The sequence below is a fragment of the Parasediminibacterium schistidii genome, assembly GCF_046546515.1.
GTDB lineage: Bacteria > Bacteroidota > Bacteroidia > Chitinophagales > Chitinophagaceae > Parasediminibacterium.
In genome coordinates this window covers 52,271-74,472 of record NZ_JBKHKJ010000013.1, presented here as the reverse complement: position 1 = coordinate 74,472, position 22,202 = coordinate 52,271, and the positions used below count along the sequence as shown (strand labels likewise).

The 22,202-nt window shown below is 41.4% G+C and carries 14 protein-coding genes; 11 read left to right on the top strand and 3 right to left on the bottom strand.

Features of this window, described 5'->3' with window-relative positions:
* The first annotated feature begins 79 nt into the window (after window positions 1-79).
* The 4 genes from ACHFIY_RS09445 (at window position 80) to ACHFIY_RS09430 (ending at window position 3,892) form a co-directional block, all read left to right on the top strand.
* Window positions 80-1,477 carry a TolC family protein gene (locus tag ACHFIY_RS09445; RefSeq protein ID WP_410845836.1) on the top strand — a complete coding sequence of 466 codons (1,398 nt, stop codon included), beginning with the start codon at window positions 80-82 and terminating at the stop codon, window positions 1,475-1,477.
* A 237-nt stretch (window positions 1,478-1,714) separates the two neighbouring features.
* The gene (locus ACHFIY_RS09440) at window positions 1,715-3,151 is read left to right on the top strand and encodes an NADP-dependent isocitrate dehydrogenase (protein ID WP_410845835.1); all 1,437 of its coding nucleotides are present in this window, start codon (window positions 1,715-1,717) and stop codon (window positions 3,149-3,151) included.
* Window positions 3,152-3,359: 208 nt separating this feature from the next.
* A complete protein-coding gene (locus ACHFIY_RS09435; RefSeq protein ID WP_410845834.1) occupies window positions 3,360-3,605 on the top strand; it encodes a hypothetical protein in 246 nt (81 codons plus the stop codon).
* Window positions 3,605-3,892, top strand: a complete 288-nt coding sequence (locus ACHFIY_RS09430; protein ID WP_410845833.1) for a hypothetical protein — start codon at window positions 3,605-3,607, stop codon at window positions 3,890-3,892. Before ACHFIY_RS09435 ends, ACHFIY_RS09430 begins: the two co-directional genes overlap by 1 nt.
* A 215-nt stretch (window positions 3,893-4,107) precedes the next feature.
* Here the strand turns inward: ACHFIY_RS09430 and ACHFIY_RS09425 are convergent, their stop codons facing one another.
* Window positions 4,108-4,443, bottom strand: a complete 336-nt coding sequence (locus tag ACHFIY_RS09425) for a hypothetical protein (protein WP_410845832.1) — start codon at window positions 4,441-4,443, stop codon at window positions 4,108-4,110.
* Window positions 4,444-4,647: 204 nt separating this feature from the next.
* Between ACHFIY_RS09425 and ACHFIY_RS09420 the strand changes: the two genes are divergently transcribed.
* Window positions 4,648-5,775 carry a glycosyltransferase family 4 protein gene (locus tag ACHFIY_RS09420; protein WP_410845831.1) on the top strand — a complete coding sequence of 376 codons (1,128 nt, stop codon included), beginning with the start codon at window positions 4,648-4,650 and terminating at the stop codon, window positions 5,773-5,775.
* Window positions 5,776-5,992: 217 nt separating this feature from the next.
* Window positions 5,993-6,610 (top strand): recombination mediator RecR, encoded by a 618-nt coding sequence (recR, locus tag ACHFIY_RS09415; protein ID WP_410845830.1) that lies wholly within the window; start codon window positions 5,993-5,995, stop codon window positions 6,608-6,610.
* A gap of 169 nt (window positions 6,611-6,779) precedes the next feature.
* Here the strand turns inward: recR and rho are convergent, their stop codons facing one another.
* Window positions 6,780-8,708 carry a transcription termination factor Rho gene (rho, locus tag ACHFIY_RS09410; RefSeq protein ID WP_410845829.1) on the bottom strand — a complete coding sequence of 643 codons (1,929 nt, stop codon included), beginning with the start codon at window positions 8,706-8,708 and terminating at the stop codon, window positions 6,780-6,782.
* A 289-nt stretch (window positions 8,709-8,997) separates the two neighbouring features.
* On the opposite strand from rho, the gene ACHFIY_RS09405 reads away from it, so the two are divergent.
* From ACHFIY_RS09405 to ACHFIY_RS09385, 5 genes are all read left to right on the top strand, one after another.
* Window positions 8,998-9,798: a nitrilase family protein gene (locus tag ACHFIY_RS09405; protein WP_410845828.1), complete on the top strand. Its 801-nt coding sequence runs from the start codon at window positions 8,998-9,000 to the stop codon at window positions 9,796-9,798.
* Window positions 9,799-9,830: 32 nt separating this feature from the next.
* Window positions 9,831-11,111, top strand: coding sequence for a Y-family DNA polymerase (locus ACHFIY_RS09400; protein ID WP_410845827.1), 1,281 nt, complete (start codon window positions 9,831-9,833; stop codon window positions 11,109-11,111).
* Window positions 11,112-13,162: 2,051 nt separating this feature from the next.
* On the top strand, window positions 13,163-14,938 hold the full coding sequence (locus tag ACHFIY_RS09395; protein ID WP_410845826.1) for a DUF7619 domain-containing protein: 1,776 nt from the start codon (window positions 13,163-13,165) through the stop codon (window positions 14,936-14,938).
* A 786-nt stretch (window positions 14,939-15,724) separates the two neighbouring features.
* The gene (locus ACHFIY_RS09390) at window positions 15,725-16,264 is read left to right on the top strand and encodes an acyl-CoA thioesterase (RefSeq protein ID WP_410845825.1); all 540 of its coding nucleotides are present in this window, start codon (window positions 15,725-15,727) and stop codon (window positions 16,262-16,264) included.
* 395 nt (window positions 16,265-16,659) lie between these two features.
* Window positions 16,660-18,042 carry an alpha/beta hydrolase family protein gene (locus ACHFIY_RS09385; protein WP_410845824.1) on the top strand — a complete coding sequence of 461 codons (1,383 nt, stop codon included), beginning with the start codon at window positions 16,660-16,662 and terminating at the stop codon, window positions 18,040-18,042.
* A gap of 198 nt (window positions 18,043-18,240) precedes the next feature.
* Here the strand turns inward: ACHFIY_RS09385 and ACHFIY_RS09380 are convergent, their stop codons facing one another.
* Complete coding sequence (locus ACHFIY_RS09380) at window positions 18,241-21,858, bottom strand: M36 family metallopeptidase (protein WP_410845823.1); 3,618 nt, start codon at window positions 21,856-21,858, stop codon at window positions 18,241-18,243.
* Between the last annotated feature and the right edge of the window lie 344 nt (window positions 21,859-22,202).

Sequence of the window (22,202 nt, the reverse complement as noted above, 5' to 3'; positions counted from 1 at the left end):
CTGGTCTAGTATAGGGTTGCCAACCTTCAAAAGGTTGGCAACCCTTATTACAACGTTGTTATTTAGATTCAAATAAATCATGGATAAAAAATTTATATCCCTTTTCGGGGTTTTATTTCTGGTTGCAGGGTGCTATGCCCAAAGCAATGCCCCAACAATATTTACAATAGACGATTTTTTGCAGCAAGTAAAAAAATACCACCCCCTTGCCAAGCAAGCCGACATACAAGTAGACAAAGCCCTAGCAGAACTAATGGCTGCCAAAGGGGCTTTTGACCCCGCCTTGGATTTAGACGCCAGCCGCAAAACGCTTGACGGCAAAAATTATTATTACTACACCAATCCAGAATTGATTGCCCCACTGCCCGTGGGCAACTTAAAAACCGGGATAGAAAACAATGGGGGCAGCAACCTTTCATCGGAAATTACAAAAGGCAAATCAAGTTATATTGGCTTGGAGATACCACTGGCAAAGGGCTTGATGATAGACAAGCGGCGGGCTGTGTTGCAACAGGCCAAAATACTCCGCAGCCAAAGCGAGCAGGAGCGGCTGCTGATGTTCAACAACTTGTTGTTCGATGCCAGCCTTGCTTACTGGCAGTGGGCGGCAAGCCAACAGCAGTATATGGCTTATTCAAAGTTTGTGGCAATAGCCAGCAAAAGGATGCGGCTTGTGCGCATTGCATTTGCCAACGGCGACCGTGCTATGGCAGATACCATTGAGGCCTATACGCAAATTCAAAACTATCAACTATTACAGGAAGATGCACTCTTGAAACTGAACAATGCAAAGATGGAACTAGCCAACTACTTATGGCTTGAAAACTATACTGCCTTCCAGTTGCCTGACAACTATGTGTCAGATAGGCTGTCATTTGCAAACACCAGCAACTTTAAAAACGTGGAAGATTTGTTGGCGCAATCTGCCACCCAAAACCCAGCCTTACAAATGTATGACTACAAGCTAAAGGGCTTGGAAGTGGAGCGAAGGTTAAAAGCACAAAGCCTTTTGCCATATTTTACGGCCAAGGCCAATTTGCTGAGCAAAGATTATTACGCACCCAAAAACTTTGGTACCAATTATTTAGAAAACAATTATAAATGGGGGATAGATATACGCTTCTCCTTATATTTGAGGGAAGCCCGAGGCGATTATAAAAAAGCACAATTGAAAATTAAAGAAACCAACCTCGAATTACTGAACAAGCGGCAGCAGACAGAAAATAAAATACGCAGTTACTATAATGAATTTTATGCGTTGGCGAAGCAATTGCAAATCTCCAGCAATATGTATGTTAACTACCAAGCCTTGCTGCACACCGAAGAATTAAAATTTGAACAAGGTGAAAGCTCTCTTTTCTTGGTAAACAGCCGAGAAACCAAAGTGATAGAAATATTACAAAAGCAAATAGACTTAGCCCTGAAATGTTACAAAGCTAAGTATGCCATGGAATGGGCAGCGGGGATATTGAAATAATGTTTTTTTGCCACAAAGACAGGAAGGCACCAAGCGGAACTAAGAAAGAAGGTTAAAAGATATTGCTAACATATTTTTCTATTTCCATTAAAATTTGTGCTACTTAAAGCCTTTGCACCTTAGTGGTAAAAAAATAATCATAAATTTTATTTATAATAATCATTGAAACTATAAATAAAAATATATCAATTGTGCTATCCATATTTGCATTGTCAAAATAAAACAAAGACAAAAAATATGAGAAAGATTACAGTTGCAAAAGGGGATGGCATAGGGCCAGAAATAATGGACGCAACCCTTGAGATTATCTTGGCAGCAGGTGCCGAGATAGAAGTAGAAGAAATTGAAGTGGGCGAAAAAGTGTATTTGGCCGGCAACACTTCTGGCATTGCAAAAGAATCGTGGGATGTAATCCGCAGGAACAAGGTTTTTTTAAAAGCCCCCATCACTACCCCGCAAGGCGGCGGCTACAAAAGCCTTAATGTTACTACCCGTAAGTTTTTAGGACTTTATTCCAATGTCCGCCCCTGCACCAGCCTGCACCCGTTCGTGAAAACAAAGCACCCAATAATGGACGTGGTGATCGTTAGGGAAAACGAAGAAGATTTGTATGCTGGCATAGAGCATCAGCAAACTGATGAAGTGGTGCAGTGCCTAAAATTAATCAGCCGCCCTGGTTGCGAGAAAATTGTACGCTATGCTTTTGAATATGCCAAGCAATATGGCAGGAAGAAAGTAACCTGCTTTACCAAGGACAATATCATGAAACAAACCGATGGATTGTTCCATAAAGTATTTGACGAGATAGCAGTAGAATACCCCGAAATAGAAAATGAGCATTGGATAATAGACATAGGCGCAGCAAAATTGGCCGATACACCCGAGGCTTTTGACGTGATAGTGATGCCCAATTTATATGGCGATGTATTGTCGGATGTGGCTGCGCAAATTACTGGCTCAGTTGGCTTAGCTGGCTCGGCAAATATAGGCGAGGAATGTGCCATGTTCGAAGCCATACATGGCTCTGCGCCAAGGAGGGCAGGGCAAAACTCGGCCAACCCATCTGGCTTGTTGCAAGGTGCTGTAATGATGCTGAACCATATTGGACAAACAGCAATAGCCGAAAAAGTGCAGAATGCATGGCTAAAAACCATTGAGGATGGCATACATACCTACGATATATATAAGGAAGGCACAAGCAAGCAAAAAGTAGGCACCAAGGAGTTTGCACAAGCGGTGATAGCCAACCTAGGGAAAAAGCCCAGTTTGCTAAAAGAAGTGTCTTACGACAATAATGCAGCGCTCAACCTACCAACCTATAAAAGAAGACCTGCTGCCAAAAAAGAATTAGTAGGCGTGGATGTGTTTGTACACTGGGCTGGCACCAACCCCGACGAGCTGGCAACAATCATACACCAGCTAGACACAGATGCCGTGAAACTTTCCATGATAACCAACAGGGGTATCAAAGTGTATCCAGATGGTTTCAAAGAAACGTTTTGCACAGACCATTGGAGGTGCCGTTTCAAACCTGCGGAAGGAGCTGCTATTGGCAAAAAAGACATCATCGGTCTATTAACAAATGCAGTAAACCACAATATCGACACCATTAAAACCGAAAACCTTTATGCTTTTGACGGCAAACAGGCGTTTTCATTGGCACAAGGACAATAAAAAATCATTTCTCACCACTCACCACATAGGCACATAGTTTTAAGCGAAGAAAAGAGAGGGAACATAGGAGTTGTTATCCTTTGAAAATCGCTTACCAAACAAGAAGTGCTTAAAAAGAATGGAAATATTCTATGTTTTCTATCCTTTACTCGCTTAAATCTATGTGTTCTATCTGCCTATGTGGTGAAAAACAAGCAAAAAATACATTATGAATATACAACTTATACAAGGGCAGTTCAACGCAAAAGACGCAATTGACATTATAGCCCAGATGATCCAAGTAAAAGTAAAATACCACGAAAGCAAAATAAGCAATACCTCCAATGAGGAGGACATCAAGTTTGCCGAGGGTAAAATTAAGCGGCTGCAGAACGACTTGTCTGAAATCAGGAAATTTGTAGGTCAGTCAGGGGCAACTATCAATATACAAAGTGAAATAACCTTAATCAGTTAATGATGAGTACAAAGCATAGTTTCAAGTTAATAGATGGTGTTTTCACCCCATTAGAAGCAGATAAAATATTGTCTGGCCTTATAAAATATAAAATTAACCATCACCAAATGGAGTTGTTCAGCAATCAGGAAAGGTTTGGCAAAGATGTTTCCAATTCTATAAAACGGGTTGAAGAACTAAAAGCAGTAACCAGCTCATTGAAAAACACGCTTGGCTTTATTGCCGAAAGGGGGCAAAAAATGCAAATCAATTGCTCAATAGAAATAATAACGTTAGATGCTGGGTAAATAAATATGTTACTACTCACCACAGATTAATAAAGCATTTCGCTTTTACTATGTGGTGGGTAGTAACTTTTTTTCTTAGCACTACTTCGAGCCTTTGTGTCTTTGTAGCAATATATATAGTCATCTGAAAATGGTTTGCGAAAATGATTTTAATAAAACGCTTTAAAATCAAGGACCTCCATCATTAAAATCATTTAATCAGTGGTATAAACTTTTTACCTAGGCAATTGCGAAACCACATAACCTAGCTTTACAGTATGCGGCATACCAATTTTGCAGGATTCCTCCCCATTTTGCAAAAACTTGTAGAACACCAGCCCTCCTGCAATAGAAGCTATTTCTAGGCCGCTACTGGTAACGCTTTCGCTGCAACGTACTATGTAGTTGTTTATCAGCGCATAAAATACGTCTGGGTGTTCGCCGTCAGCAAAAATAAAATTGCCCTGCTCGTCGCCCACACTTGTGATAATGCCTTGTTGCAAAGCTTCGTTAATGGTTAAGCCCAATAGCTTCTTGCTAAGGCTTGCTGGTATTAATTCAAAATTTGTCATTTTTATTTAATTTTTTTTTAATAAGCGTAATTTGCTACCAATGCTTCAAAAATAAGCGTATATGTTAATAAAAAAAGATGTTGCTCAATAAATTTTGTATTTATAGCAATATGGTGATAATAATTTAGTTCCAGAGAGCCGTTATTTTCTATTGCTGTCCAATATTACCACGGCAAATAAAAAACCAGCTTATTTTTGCCACCTATGCAAATAGCCGTAAATACAATTTGCCTTGGTGATGAAACGGCAAGCAAGAACCAGTTGTTTTTGCAGCAGGTGGTTAATGTGCTAATGACCAAATACCCCGAACACCATTTTTTTCTCATAGTACGCAACACAGATAAGCAATGTTTTAATAGCAGCGCAAACAGTACACCTGTTTTGGTTCGTTCAGCAATCACCTCATTGGCTGCATTAAAAATCTGGAACAATGTACAGTTGCCTCGTATATTAAAAAAACTAAAGGCCGATGTGGTTTTGCAGCCTTATGGTTTATTCAGTGCTGTAACCAGAATCCCACAAGTTATAGTAATAGAAAACTTGTTGTGGATAAACCAGCCTCGTTTTTTAACTACCATGCAGGCTTGGCGTGCCAAATACCATACAAAGCAAGCCATAAAAAAGGCAAATCAGGTAATTGTACTCTCCGCTAGTGCAAAGCAAGATTTGATAGCCCAATTTCCCAAAGTGGCACATAAAATTTCTTTTGTGAGTGCAGCGGCTAACCCCATATTCCAACCAATTGACAGCATACAAAGGCAGCAAACAAAAGACAGCTATGCGGATGGGAGGGAATATTTTTTATTTGCCGGGGGCAACCAGCCCGTAAAAAACATAGAAGGTATGCTAAAAGCATTTTCTCTGTTTAAAAAGTGGCACAAAAGCAACATGAAATTGCTGGTAGCGGGTGCTTTTTCCTTTTCCCCAAAAAATGACGTGCTGGCAAAACTAAACAGCTACAAATACAAGGAGGATGTAGTGTTGCTAAAAGATATTACAATACAGCAATTGGCTACGGTAACAGCCGCTGCCTATGCTTTTATATGCCCCGCCTTTTATGAGGCAGATGCCGTTCCCTTGCTTTCTGCCATACAATGCGGCGTGCCGGTAATTGCCGCCGCTAATGCTAATTTAAAAGAAGCAGGAGGCGAAGCCTGCCTTTATGCCCCGGCTAATGATATAGAAGCATTGGCCAATCAAATGAAATTGTTGTATAAAGACGAGCAGCAACGGAGTGCCCTTATTGCAAAAGGGCTACAGGAAGTAGCAGTTTTTAACTGGGAAAAAACGGCAGATACGGCTTGGGATTGCTTGGAAAAAGCTGTAGGATAGTATTTTGCCACAAAGGCACGAAGCCTCGAAGCGGCACTAAGAAAAAGAAGTCTAAGGGTATGGGATAACCTAAAACATATTCTCTTTTCTTCCTTCCTTCGTATTACTTTGAGCCTTCAAGCCTTTGTGGCGAAAAAAAATCAGTAGCAATGTATAAGTTTCCTCATTTACGCATATCTCATTTTTATCCCTCACCTTTGCACTTTTCAGGAAATAGATGCAGTTACCTTCCCAATTATTAGAAAATGCAGTGGCAGAATTTGCTAGGCTGCCCGGTATAGGCAAAAAAACCGCTTTGCGGCTAGTGCTGCACTTGTTGAAACAAGATATGGGTGAAGTGCAGCATTTTGGCGACACTATAGCCAAGATGCGGCGCGACATCCAGTTTTGCAAGCGGTGCTTCAATATAAGCGACGCTGCTGTTTGCCATATTTGCAGCAATGCTGTAGGCCGCAACCAGCAAATGATTTGCGTGGTAGAAAACATAAGGGATGTAATTGCCATAGAAAGCACGCAGCAATACAACGGTACTTACCATGTATTAGGGGGAATTATTTCCCCATTAGATGGCGTGGGCCCAGACCAGTTGAATATTGAAACCTTGATTGCCAGGATAAAAAACGAAGAAACCACCGAATTGCTGTTTGCCCTGAACCCCAATATACAGGGCGACACCACCATTTATTATATCCAACGGAAATTGGGAAATGTAAACTGCACAATCACCACCATTGCCAGGGGCATATCTTTTGGCGGCGAATTAGAATATGCCGATGAAATGACCCTTGCCCGTAGCATTACCAATAGGCTACCTGTGCAGCAATATGTAAAGTGAGTAGTCAGTGGTGAGTATGGTTATATGCCTGAAAAAAAGCCACAAAAACAGGAATGCTCAAAGTGTCACTGAGATAAAAAGTAAAGAGAACATGCTGCTTCCTTCCTTTAAACCTTTGTGTTTCTTCGAGCCTTCGTGTCTTTGTGGCTATAAAACCTAACTTATTTTATTATCTATTCATGCTGGCCAAAAACTCTTCGTTGCTCCTTGTACCACGCATACGCCTCAGCAATTCGTTCATCGCTTCTTCTGTGTTCATGTCGTTTAGGAACAATCGAAGGATGTTCATGCGTGGCAGCACTTCCTTGTCCAGCAACAAGTCATCACGTCTTGTACTAGAGCCTACTAGGTCAATCGCAGGGTAAATACGGCGGTTGGCCAATCGCCTGTCAAGCACCAGTTCCATGTTGCCCGTACCCTTAAATTCTTCAAAAATCACTTCGTCCATTTTGCTGCCTGTTTCTATCAGGGCAGTGGCCAATATGGTAAGGGAGCCGCCGTTTTCTATTTTACGGGCAGCACCAAAAAATTGCTTGGGTTTTTGCATGGCGTTTGCTTCTACGCCACCGCTTAGTACCTTGCCACTGGCAGGTGCCACGGTGTTGTATGCCCTTGCCAAACGGGTAATGCTATCTAGCAATATCACCACGTCGTGGCCGCACTCTACCAGCCTTTTGGCTTTTTGCAAAGCCATGGCCGATACCTTCACATGCTTTTCAGCAGGCTCATCAAACGTGCTGGCTATTACTTCTGCCTTCACGCTGCGTTCCATGTCTGTAACCTCCTCCGGCCTTTCATCAATCAATACCACCATCAGGTAGCATTCTGGGTGGTTGGCTGCTATGGCGTTGGCTACTTCTTTCAGCAACATGGTTTTACCCACTTTTGGCTGGGCTACTATCAAGCCACGCTGGCCTTTGCCTATGGGGGTAAACAAGTCTATGATACGGGTGCTGAAATTGTTGTGGGTAGTAAACAGGTTCAGCTTCTCGTAAGGGAATAGTGGTGTAAGATAATCAAAAGGAACACGGTCACGCACTTCGTCGGGGCGTTTGCCGTTGATGCCGTCAACCTTCAAAAGCGCAAAATATTTCTCGCCTTCTTTTGGAGGGCGCACTGTGCCTGCAACCGTGTCGCCTGTTTTCAGGCCAAACAATTTTATCTGGCTTGGCGATACATACACATCATCTGGCGAGCTTAGGTAGTTGTAATCGGATGAACGGAGGAAACCATAACCATCGGTCATCATTTCCAAAACACCTTCCGCATTAATAATGCCTTCAAATTCTATATTGAATGCAGGCTCTTTCTTATAGCTTTTTTGTTGCTTTTCTAGTGGTTCTATAGCAGCAAAGTAATTTTCTATAGGAACCGTGTTTTCGCTTTCGGCCGCTCGCTCATCATCATCGTCTTCCTCATCCACGCCTTCGTTTTCGTCTATAACAGCAGGCATAAACAGCTTAGGTATCTCTATTTGGTTGCTAAGGTGTTCCGTGGCCATAAGCATTTGCTCTGCCAAGCTCATTTGCTTAGGGTCAATATCGGTAATCAAGCCTAGTTCTGCGGGGTCGTAGTCTAACTCTTCTTCCTCTTTCTTTGCCTCTTTCTTAGGCACTTCCTTTACTTCTTCTTTTATTTCTGGCTGGATGCGTTCCTCTGGCAATATCTCCCGCCTTACCAATGGCTTGCGCTTCCTTTTGGTAATAGGCTGCCACGCTTCGCTGCTTTCGGCTGCGGGCGTTTCTTCCTTTGCTGGCTCTATTGGTATTTCCAATTGCACCACAGGGGCTGGAGGCGGGGTTGCTTCTACTGGTGGCGCAGGCGCAGGCTGCTGCACAGGGGTTGGCGTGCTTGGTTCCATTACCTCGGCTTCCTCCACGCCATTGCTGGTAGATGTCTTCACGGTAATCACTTTTCGTGCACGGGCTTTCCTTGGCTTTTCTTCCTTGGCTTCGCTTGCGGTAACAGCTTGGCTGTCCAATATTTTGTATATCAGTGCCTGCTTGTTCAATCTTTTTACGTTAGTGAGTTTCAGTTGTTCTGCTACATCCAATAGTTCTGGCAGTAGCATGTCGTTCAATTGCGAAATGTCGTACATAGGTAAGTGTTAATAATATGCCAGTGGGTACTTGGCGCTATGAAATACAGTCTTAAGTATTAAGTAATTTGAAAATCAATCTGTTTTTGTGAAAAGTTGGAAGGAGAGAAACTGCGGGTAAAGCAAGATGGCTAAACGGCGTGCAATTTGTTTCCAGTGCAATGTTACAGCAAAATGTTTGATACTAAAAAATTTAATTGCAATATGTATGCCAACGGTAATTTTTAGCAGGGCAGGTGCATGGATTATTGATATTATTTATATCTAAACCAATTCTTATTTTTACACTATGTCACTCACATTCACATTAATACAAACCAATATCATTTGGGAAGATATTGCTGCCAACCTTTCTATGCTGGAAGGTAAAATAAATACTATTGCAGAAAAAACAGAAGTAATAGTTTTACCCGAAATGTTCAGCACAGGGTTTAGCATGGCACCGGGGATGGTAGCGGAAACAATGGAGGGAACAGCCGTGCAATGGATGAAACGGATGGCAGCCCAAAAAAATACAATCATTACAGGCAGCCTTGCTATTGAAGATAAGGGGAAATATTTCAACAGGCTGGTTTGGATGCTGCCAAACGGGCAATATGGGTATTATGACAAAAGGCATCTATTTGCATACGCTGGTGAGGACAAAGTATATACGCCAGGCAGCAAACGCTTGATAGCACAGGCCAAAGGATGGAAAATAAATCTGCAGGTTTGCTACGACTTGCGTTTCCCGGTATGGGCAAGGCAGCAAAAAATAACTGCGGAAGAGGGTAGCGAGGCAGAATACGACATACTTTTGTATGTAGCCAACTGGCCTGAAAAAAGGGCACATGCTTGGAAAACTTTGCTCGCAGCAAGGGCTATAGAAAACCAGTGCTTTGTAATAGGCGTAAACCGGGTTGGCAATGATGGAAATGGCATATACCACTGTGGCGACAGCATGGTTGTAAGCCCGCTAGGGGAGGTGCTATATACAAAAACCAACGAAGATGACGTATTTACTATTATCTTAAACAAGGAAATACTCCATAATACAAGGGTGCAACTGCCCTTTTTAAAAGATGCAGATACCTTTGTTATTGGAGGATAGTAACACAGCAACAAATTCAAAAAAACACGCCCATGATAGCCATCGTAGATTGTAACAGTTTTTATTGCTCCTGCGAGAGGGTGTTCCGGCCGGAGTTGAAAAACAAGCCCGTTGTTGTGCTTAGCAACAACGATGGCTGCATTATTGCCCGCAGCGACGAGGCAAAAGCCATTGGCGTAGGCATGGCTGGGCCCTATTTTCTGGCAAAACCATTGATAGAACAACATGGCGTGGCTACTTTTTCTAGCAACTACAATTTATATGGCAACATGAGCTGGCGGGTAATGGAAACCCTGCGGGTGCTGATGGGCGAAGAAAATGTGGAAGTGTATTCGGTAGATGAATGCTTTATCGACCTGCAAAAAATACCCCGTGAGCAACTGCACGAGGTAGCTGCCAACATTAGGCACACGGTAGAAATGTGGACGGGCATACAGGTATCTGTAGGCGTGGCCCCTACCAAAGTGCTAAGCAAGGTGGCCAATCGGCTGGCCAAGAAAAACAAGGCCGTTACCAATTGCGTGCTGGTGCTAGACAGCCCACGGAAAACCGAGCAGGCCTTGCAAAAAACAATGATAGACGATGTGTGGGGCGTGGGATACCAGTATGCCGAGAAGCTAAAAAAAATAGGCATTAATACGGCCTACGACCTAAGCAAGCGCGATATACAATGGGGCAGGAAAAACCTAGGCGGGGTAGTAGGCGAGCGTTTGCTGCGCGAGCTAAAAGGCGAGAAAAGCAATAACCTAGAAAAACAGCTTGTTGAGAAAAAAATGATTGCCACCACCCGTATGTTTGGCAGCCCTGTAAAAGATATTAACAGCATTAAAGAAGCCATTGCCACCTATACCTCTAGGGCAGCGGAAAAACTGCGCCGCCAGCACAGTGCGGCCAGCACCATCAGTGTGTTTGTAGTGCCGAAGGAGCAAAGCAACACAGCACATTTCAGGCATGGGCCAAGCGTGGGCAGCCATATAACATTGCCCATGGCTACCTCTCTAACCAATGAACTGATAAAGCCTGCCGTGAAACTGGTAGATGCCCTTTTTGAGGAAGGGAGGCTGTACAAAAAAGCAGGCGTGATACTAAGTGGCATTGTGCCAGACAATGCGATACAAGGCAACTTATTTGCTTCGCCCAATAAAAACCAAAACAGGATGCTGATGAGCATGGTGGACAATATCAATTTTTCCATGCGGGACGACGTGCTGAAATTTGCCGCTGCTGGCACTGCCCGCAACTGGAAAATGCAGCAAAACTTCCATAGCCCCCGCTACACCACCCGCTGGGACGAGCTGCGGACAGTAAAATAATTGTAATGTTTTTTCGCCACAAAGACGCAAAGGCTCGAAGTAGCCTAAGGATTAAGTGAAAAAGTTGTTTTAGTTTTTGTTTTTTACAAAAGCAATTGCCTGCAAAGTGCCGTTATGCACCCAAAGCAATTTATTTCTTTCCTAAAATAATCTGTGTAGTTATTGTTGTGTAGTTTTAAATGTACACAATAAAAACTACACACTTTTTTTGATAATTACCCGAACGTGTATTTATAGCTAATCGATTTTTTAAAAGCATTTTCCTGTTTAAGTGCCATAGGCACGGCCGATATTGTAGCAATGGATTTCAATCCCTTGAAATAGCTAATTCTTTTTTTATAGTTTTTTTACTAAAAAAACTGCGTATTCATTTTTTTAAAAAATAAATTTTCTAAATACCCAACCTTTTGCCACCTAAATGTAGTAGTATATATTGCGAAACCATTTTCCCAAAAAAGCTTTTACTAATACCTTTAAGTTCTACCATGAAAAAATCACTAACCTTGTTATGTAGTTGTTTGTTGCTTGCAACATTTGTAAAAGCACAGTATGTGGATATACCTGATAGTAATTTCCAGAAGGTTTTAATTAAGCAGTACCCTGCCTGTTTTAATGGGAAGAAGCAGATGGATACAACGTGTAGTGCGATAATTAATGCCACTTTATTATCTGCATATAATGATTCAATCAGTGATTTGAATGGAATTCAATATTTTAAAAATTTACTGTATATAAATTGTGAATTTAATCAATTAAAAACGTTGCCTATATTACCTTCCACACTAAAAACTTTAGAATGTCATTATAATCAGTTGACAAGTTTGCCAATACTACCTAAACTAAATACGTTATGGTGTGGTCATAATAAATTAACCATCTTGCCTATACTGCCAAGTGTATTAACTGATTTAGATTGCGATAATAACGAATTGACAAGTTTGCCTGTTTTGCCTAGCACGCTAACATCATTGGTTTGCAGCAGTAATAATTTATTTAATATTCCAACATTACCCAATACATTAACTACTTTTAGTTGTGGGAAAAATCAACTAACGAATATTCCAGTATTACCCAGTTCATTAACCCGTTTAGAGTGTGGGTATAACAAATTAACAACTTTGCCTTTGTTGCCCAATTCTTTATCAGATTTAAATTTTAGCAATAATTTTTTTAAAGCTCTGCCCAATATTCCGAATTCCGTAAAGACATTGGATTGCTCTTACAATCTTTTTAGTTGTATTTCCAAACTGCCTGATAGTTTGTTATATTTAGACATTTCTGGCACAGGCGTACAATGTTTGCCCAATGAAATGCTAAGTGGTGCAACCATAATACCTGCTGGTTTGCCTATTTGTACTAACACCTGCGGTGTAACGAACGATTATTCAAATTATGTAGATATACCCGATAGTAATTTTAAAGTATACTTAAGAGCATTATACCCTGCCTGCTTAAATAAGACAGGACAAATGGACACTACTTGCACTAACATTCTTGCTGAAACAAGTTTAAGTTATTTTTATGGTATTGATACAAATAGAATAATAAAAGATTTAACAGGAGTACAGTATTTCAAACATTTAAACCATTTAGATGTTTTTGCTAATAAGCTGACTACTTTGCCGCAACTTCCAGACTCATTAACCTTTCTCAATTGCGAGCAAAATAAATTAACCTCTTTACCTAATTTACCTACAAAGTTGGATACATTATCTTGCAATTATAATCAATTAACGTATTTGCCTTATTTACCTAAAAAGCTTACTTTTCTTCAGTGTGAGTATAATCATTTAACATCATTGCCTATACTACCAGACTCCCTCCATTTTTTAACCTGTAACAATAATAATATATCCGTTCTCCCTGCGTTGCCAAGCTTACTATATGCTCTTTCTGTTGACAACAATAAAATAACAGTTTTACCCCAAAGTTTGCCTAAAGAAATGTCATACTTTACTTTTGAGAATAATCAAATTTCATCTCTCCCAAATTTAGATTCCCTGCATGGGTTACAATTTCTTTATTGTTCTGGCAACAGTAACTTAACCTGTTTGCCTAAATTACCTAATTCTTTAAGGTTCTTGTCTTTAACTGGCACAGGGGTAAAATGCTTGCCTAACTATCTAAGCAATTTGGTTGTCATCACAAATGCACTTATCCCGTCCCTCTGCAACCCCACAAACAACCCCTACCATTGTAGTGCCTACCCAACCGTAATGGGCAAGGTATTTGGCGACAATAACAGCAATGGCATAAAAGACAAGGATGAATATTATATACCATTTATTCGTGCCAACTTAAATACAGGGGAATCTGCTTTTTCCAATTACGAAGGCCAATTTTCCATCACGGCAAGCGATACAGGCCGTTTCCGCCTTCGTGTGCAGCCCTCTGCTTTTTACAAAGCCGTGCCAGACAGCAGTAGTTTTGGCTTGAACGACTACAATACCATATTAACATTGCCAGACATTGCCTTGCAGCCAACGATTGTAAAAGATAGCCTAGATATCCATATTTACCCTTTAGAGACACCTGTGCCGGGCAAAAAGCTTTTGTATAGCATTGGCACTAGGAATATTGGCACTACAAATGCTAATGCCACGGTTAGTTTTACTTACGATTCCAGCAGGCTGGTATTCGACGCTGCATCTGTGCCACTGACCAGCCATGTTGGCAATACCCTTGCATGGCAGGACACCTTGAGCGCAAATTATTTTGACAACTATTTTTTTCGCGGCAACTACCATTTCCCTTACCTGAGTTTCACCGTAAAGAAAACTGCATTGGCTGGCGACAGCCTGAAAGCAACCGCCACTGTAACAAGCACGAAAGCCAAGGCCACGGCAAGCATCAATACGCTGATACGTGGCAGCTACGACCCCAATTTTAAACAGGCCACGCCGCAGCTTACCATCACGCAAGTGAAAAATGGCGAATGGATAGACTATATCATCCATTTCCAAAACGTGGGCACAGCTGAGGCAAGCAATGTTGTGATTTCAGATACGCTGAGCACCATGCTGAACCCCGGCTATTTGCAAATGATAGCATGTAGCCATAACCCCATGATAACATTGGTTAATAATGTTATTTACTTCCAGTTCCTTGGCATCAACCTGCCAGACAGTGGTTCCAACCAAGTTCAAAGCAATGGTTTTATACATTTCCGTTTAAAGCCGCAATTAACAGTTACCGCCGGCACTGATATTTACAACAATGCTTCTATATACTTTGATTATAATAGCCCAGTACTAACCAACAATGCAGCCACGCTTATCAAAGGAGTTATACTGCCAGTAAGCATTGTTTCGTACCAGTTGCAACATTTGGCTAGTGGCATTGCAAACAATTGGGTAACTACAAGGGAAATCAACACCGCTTATTTCAACATACAACGCAGCACTGATGGTAGAAACTTTGCCACCATTGGCAAAACAACAGCCACAGGTGGAGGCTTTTATACGTTTACGGATGCCCATGCAGCCGATGCCTTGGCACAAAACAGCACCCTTTACTACCGCCTGCAAGTAGTGGGCAAAGACGGTACCATAAGCTACAGCGAAACAAAAAGCATCAACACGCAGCCACTGGCACCAAGCATCAGTATTTACCCCAACCCTGCTAAGAATTTTATATTGGTTGATGGCAAAAACATTAACCAAATAAATATAATGGACAATATGGGCAAAGTTGTAGCTGCAAAAGCGGGGCTGAACATACTTGCTACACAAAACAGGCTAGATTTTAACCTGCCGCGTGGTGTGTATGTGGTACAAATAGCTACTGCCGATGGCAAAATAGCAAACCAAAAGTTTGTGGTGGAATAACCTTTATGTATCTAAAACCTCCGAGGTTTCAAAAACCTCGGAGGTAGGCTGTTCAGAATCAGGAAGCCTTTTCGTTCAGTTTTTAGCTGTATTTTGGTTCGAGTCATTGCATTTCAGATACCCCATTCCCGTCCTTTCGACGATAGGAGAAATCTAACCGGATGTAGTAGCGACTGATTTTTTTTGCTTCCCAGCAAGCATCCTATATGGGGGAAATTTGGGATGCTCATGGGGGCATATTTCCCCCATATAGGATTTTTATTTTGGCCTATATACCTATCCTTACCAATTTTGCATCAGGGGGCACCTTGGCCTTGCCTCCTGCATCGGATGGTAGTTGGCTTAGGAAAATGATAATCCACCATCAAAATCTTATTAGTTTCTTATCAATAAACTATCATTTTCCTAACATAAAACTATCATTCCATTATCAATAAACTATCATAAAATTCACTTAAATTATAATAAAAAATGAGGCTTAAAAAACATAAACAACTGAATATCAATGAGTTACAGGCAAAAATGGAAATAGCAAAAAAAATAAACCACCGAAAAACAAAAAATAACTGAGTTCAAACCCACGTGGAATATTTGAAAACTGTACAAAAAAGTCTCCCTGGGTTCTGCACAGCCTACCTTTAAACGCTAAATAAAAATATAAACAGCCCCGAAAAGAAAAAGAATGTAAACTTTTTTTCTTTGCGCTGCTTAGGGCCTTCGTGTCTTTGTGGCGATAATTCTTTGCTGCGTGAATCATAAACCCTTACATTAGTGCAAATACTTTGTATGGAAGCGAAGAAAGCAAGCGAGAGTTTTATTATTATGAACGAAATGGTGCTGCCAAACGATACCAATCATTTTGGCAACCTAATGGGGGGGCGGCTGATGTATTGGATGGATATTGCCTCGGCAATGGCCGCCATGAAGCATTGCAACAAGCTTTGCATGACCGCGTCGGTAGATAACTTAAGTTTTAAAACCCCCATTAGGCTTGGCAATATTGTGCATATAGAAGCCAAAGTGTCCCGTGCGTTTTCTACTTCCATGGAAATACATGTGCGTGCATGGGGCGAAGACACGCTGCACCAATACAAGTACCCTAGCAACGAAGCCTATTTTACCTTTGTGGCATTGGATGCAGAAAATCACCGTCCCGAAGCTGTGCCCAAGCTTATCCCTGAAACACCAGAGGAGCACCGCCTTTTTGAAGGCGCATTGCGGCGGCGGCAGTTGCGGCTGGTACTGGCTGGGAAAATGAAAGCAGACGATGCACATGAGTTAAAAGCCTTGTTCACGGCAACTATTGCAAAAGAGGATACTGAATAGAATAGGAAGTTGTTTAGGCTTTTGTTTTTTTGCAAAAGAATTGCATGAAAAGTACCGTTAGGCACGATATATGGGTTGCATTAATCGCTCAGTTTTCTTTAACCCGGATTATGCAGTTGACTTCGTTATGAAAGGCTCAAATGCAATAAATACAAGTATTTGAGCCGAATTTTTGGTCGAAAACATAGTGTACTATGGCAAGGCCAAAAAATCAAGCAAATGCTTGTGTTTGAAGTAGTTGAGTCTTGCAATAGATTTCAACTGCAAAATCCGGGTTTAAGTACCGTAGGCACGACATACAAAATGATAAAAGAACCGCACTTTGAAATATTTTTAACCTCAAAATACAACTTTAAACAACTGCTATGTTTGAATTTGTTTGTTAAATCTTAATCATGAAAAAAACAGCTATCATACTATTTGTATTAGCAACCGCTTTTACGGCAATGGGGCAAGACATTACAGGGCAATGGAACGGTGTTTTAAAAGTGCCAGGCGCACAACTAAGGCTTATTGTCCATATCAATAAAACCGACAATGGCTTTAGCTCCACCATGGACAGCCCAGACCAAGGGGCAAAAGGCATACCGGTATCCAAAACCACATTTGAAAATGGCACACTAAAATTGGAAATAACCAATTTAGGGGCCGAATACACAGGCTTATATAAAGAAAACCTTTTCTCAGGTACTTTTAAACAAGCAGGGCAACAGTTCCCAATGGATTTGTCACGTAAAGAAGCAGAAAAGCAAATAGTAAAAAGGCCACAAGAACCTGCCAAGCCATACCCCTACTATTCAGAAGATGTTGTTTTCCCCAATCCCAGCGCAAACATTACCTTGGCTGGTACTTTAACCCTGCCTTCAAAAGAAGGCAACTACCCTGTTGTTGTTTTAATAACAGGCAGCGGCCCACAAAACAGGGACGAGGAATTGATGGGGCATAAACCATTTTTGATAATTGCCGACTATTTAACTAAGAACGGCATAGCTGTTTTAAGGTATGACGACAGGGGTACAGCAAAATCGACCGGGGATTTTAAAAAAGCAACTTCGCAGGATTTTGCTACTGACGTAGAAGCAGCTATTGCATTTTTAAAAACAAGGAAAGAAATTAACCAGCAAAAAATTGGGTTGATGGGGCATAGCGAAGGTGGGTTAATAGCACCGATGGTAGCCGCCAGTACTAAAGGGATTGGCTTTATAGTTTTACTGGCGGGACCAGGGCTAAGGGGCGACAAGTTGTTGCTGTTGCAAGAAGCGGCAATAGCTAAAGCATCGGGCGAAACGCCAAAACAAATAGCTGAGCAGCAAGCCATTAATGCTGGCGCATTTGATATTGTGGTAAAAGCAACAGACACCCTGCGAATGAAAACGGGCGTGGAAAGCTATTTGCTTCAAGCAACAAAAGATACCCCTGCAGGAATAAAAAAGAAAGACTATGTAAAAACCTTGGTAGACCAGATTACTACTCCATGGATGCGGTATTTTATACAATATGACCCTGCTCTAGCTTTAGCAAAAGTAAAATGCCCTGTATTAGCAGTTGATGGTGAAAAAGACCTGCAAGTGCTACCCAAAGAAAACATAGCAGCCATCAACAAAGCCCTTGCAAAAGGAGGTAACAAAACAGTAACAACAAAGATATTCCCCGGGTTAAACCATTTGTTCCAAGAATGCACCACAGGCCTAGTGGGTGAATATGGCACTATTGAGCAAACCTTTTCGCCCGTGGTTCTAGAATATGTTACTAAGTGGATAAAGGAAAAAACGAAATAGAAAATAGGTTACTACTAAGGTGCAAGTTTGGTTAATCTGCCACGAAGGCAAAAAGACATAAAGAAGCAAAAAGTTTTAAGGGAAGAAAAGAAGAAAAATCATGTTATCAATATTTTTTAACTTTCTTTTTCTTTGTATTTATTCGTGCTTTTGTGCCTTTGTGGCTAAATGTAACGCTAAATTAAAGAAGTCATATTACTACTGTATTACCACCTGTTTTACATTGCCATCAACTATACCTACAGCTTTAATGCAATACATGCCAGCGGCTAACTTAGTTTGCTGGCGCAGGTTGATAGAAATATTGCTATTGCCTTTGGGTGCTACCATCTTTTTTATGAGTAATAATTGTCCGCTCGCACTAGTTAGTTGAAACTGGATATGCTTGCTATCTATCAGGTTCATGTTTATCTTTATGGTGCCATTGTTAGGGTTGGGCGTTATTTCCCAGCTTTCTTTGACTGTTAAGCCTTCCGCATTATTGGTTACTTTGCCTTCTGCTTTCACAATGCCATGCAGGCCATAATTGGCATCATAAGCCTCTATGGGCGTAATGGTTGAAGTAATGGCAATATCTTCTGGATTGTTGATTTCTGAAAGTTTAGTAAATACCAAATCCAAAATAACGGTGCTGTCGGGCAGGGTTTGCCCAATGCCTTTTTCATTAGCCCATGCAAATGCAAGGTTACCTTCGTCGCTATGGTTTGCGGCATAGTCCATATTCAACGGGTTACTGGCAACGGTTTTAAATTGCAGCAGGTTGCTATTGAAATTCAATGTGTATTGCATGGCAAGGATATTTGAAAAATCCCTTACCCGGATTGGTATATGTATTTCCGCTTGGTTGGATACACTTATATTGTTGTAGTAAAATACAATAGGTTTAGTAGGCTGCGGAGTGCTAAGTATAGTTGAGTTCCAGTCGTAGTTTAAATCGCCAATTTTTACCCCGATGAAGGTTTGGTTTGTTTTGTTAGCTGCAAGGCTGTTAAACTGTATGCTGTCCTTATAAGGGAAGGGGCTAGCAGGGTTGGGGAAACTATAGCTGCTATCTATAAATGCCCACCTGCGGTTGCCTTTAAATGTGGTATCTCTCCCTAGTACAACCCTTTTTAGCAAAGCCATGTCCAGCAAAGAAATGACGCCATTGTTGTCTGCATCGGCGGCTATAAGTTTATAAGGTGAGGTTAAAGTAGCCATCCCTAGCAAATACTGCTGGAGGAGGCTAACATCGGCAACAGTAACGCCATTTAGCTTGTTTACATCATTGTTCTTGCTTGGGCGTATTGTATTGGCATTGGAGGCATAAGCAGTAAAGTTGTAGCTGCCAGATGCAGTGGTAGATTGAACTAGGGTACCGCTAGTATTTTTTACAGCAACATTGGGTATGGCTATACTGTTTGGGTTCACCACCCTTCCACTAAGCGTAAAACACGGTACATCATATGCATCTACTTGGTCGTTAGTACTATTAGAGCTGCCCTGCACAGCACTATAGCCCATGCCCCTGCGTGCAAAGGCACTCCAAATAGCACATTTGTACATGCCGCCATATAAGATGGAATCGGCTGCTAAAATAGCATTCCGTGCATCTAAGAAACCAGGGCTGCAAGGTTGCAGTTTTAACCCAGTTATAACCAGTTGCAGGGCAATGGTATTGCCGCCAATACCTTTTGGGTTGTATAAATTGGGGTATATAGAACCTACTTGCTGGATAATATTCCATGTCATGTCCCAAAGGGCTGAACACCATACCTCCCCTATAAAATGTGATTCGCTATTTTTGGCCACATCGGCATAAGTATGTGGATTAATTGCCATGTTGGTGGTGTAGGGGTATGCCCGGTTCCCTAGCCCAGAAGCTATTTGGCTGTAGGCATAGCAGGCATGTGTTTTTATTTTGGTGCCGTCTGTCAATTGTGCTGTTGCCCAATTGGTTGTCATCATTAGCCCAACATAATCGCTCCACCCTTCGCCACCTTGTTCTTTATTAGAAAGGCATCCGCCTTTTGCACCACCCGTAAGGCGATTGGATATGCCGTGGGTGTATTCATGGGTAACAATGCCATTATCCAAATCCCCGTCAAAAAAAGCGCTTGCAAACAAACTCGCATTTACTGCTGCGCCTGCCGTAAGCTGCTTTGCTATTATGGCGCCGTCTGTACTAGAAACCATAACGGCAGGTATGTTAATGGTACTGTCTGTGCCAGTCATTACTAAGGATGCACCCACACTGCATACAATCACGCCAATAGCGCCTGCTTTCTGTGCATTTTTAATTTGAACAGCATAGCTACAGCCAGCACTATTTATAAACGCTATTTTGCCACTGATATTATTAACCGGAGCCTTGCAGGCATTGTGTGTAGTAGTGGCAGTGCTCGAATCGTTATAATACACTACTGCTGCCGTTTTAGTACCCACATTTTTCAGTAAGTTCTTAGTGCTTATGTTGCCTTCTTTACAGTAGTAATTCCCTGCAACTGCTGCTGGCGAATTGATAGTTACTAAATTACTTACAGGTGTATATAGGTACATTTGCATGCGGCCACTACCCCCATCGCTAGGGGTAGAAAAGTTTGCGTTGCTATAACCTGATCCGTCTTGCGCTTCTGCTTTTATATAGTCGCCCGCAATGCCACCACGCCCCATGTTGTCGTTTTGGAAATTGCCAGCCGCTTCTGTAAAGCCATATTGGTAAAAAAGGTCGTGCATTGTATTGTTCCAATAAAAAAGGTTATCGGTGGCAAACTGCCTATTGGTAGTGGTAAAAGGCTGCTTGGTAAAATCGGGCGTGTGTTTAAACGTGAGCGTTGCCCCAGTGGTAGTAGAAGTGTCTGCCCTGCCTGGCACATTTTTATTCAGGCTATCGTCATAAGCAAAAACATTGTTGCCCCTTGTGAAATTATAGTTGACAGTACCATCAAAATGCCAGCCATAAGTGGTGGCACTGTTGTTGATGCCTGCTTTTGCCCAAGGGTTTGTTTCAACTGCTATGCTCCCTGCAAACCGGTTTTCGTAAGGGTATGGAACTACATTGTATAGGGCTGTGGTAACTGTGGGTGGGGGTGGAAAGGCAACTGTGCCAGTAGCCTGTTGTTTAACGTTGAAAGATAATGCTGGGGAAGGTGTTTCAATTTTTGCTTGTACCGTTTTAGTTGTAGCAAGCCCTTCATATACCGTAAAGTTATTTTGGCTAATAGCTTCGCCAGTATGTGCATCAATCCTTATGTTCCAGTAATCAGGCGATGTGGCAACATCGATACTAATGTTCCATGCTAAATGGATATTAACCCAATCGTCATTGCTTGCCCAAACCAATTCAGTAACAATATTTCCCCTGGCGATGCCAGCAGGCGAAAAAACTATTTTTTTGTTGGCATCATAAGTGTTTTCTATTTCCACAAGGTTGCTCGGGCTTGGCAACTGCAAATAAGTAGCTGCTTTAGATACTGCCGCTGATGCTGTAAGCGAAGGGGTGGCAGTAGGTACTTTTGCCGCAATGCCTGTTATGAAATTTCCTGAGGCATATTGCAATATATTGTCTTTATATACCAATGATTTAATAGCGTTATAAACTGTTATGCCTAGATATGTTTGTTGTAGGTAAACATGCTGCAAGCCCAATACTTCATCGGTATAATTATTGGAAATAATATAGTTGCTGCTACTGTTTTTTTCTGTTTTGTTTTCAACCTTGTTAAAACCATTTTTTGCTAACAGGTTGGTGATAGAGGTATCTAATTGCTGCTGGGCTAATAAGCCATTATGGCAAATTAGTATCAGAAATAAAATCAATATTGGTAACCGTATCATACAAATACTTTTGGTAAAAAGTAAAATAAATAAGTATCAGCAACAAAAGGCAGTTTCAGGGGATGATGGTTTTATGGATGCACTTGAAATATTTCTTGTCACAAGTATCCTAAAATTAGCAATCTATTTCAATTAGATGCTAAAATATTACAAACCGCTTCATGGCTTGTTTATCAACTTTGGAAAGGTAATAAAATTTGGGTTACTACTCCTACATAGGCACATAGATTTCCTTTTTTCTTAGTGCTACTTTGAGCATTATTGTCTTAGTGGCTAATTTAGTATTAACAAAAAAGCCACCTTGCTTTTTTCAGCAAGGTGGCTTTTGTTTATTTAAAAACATT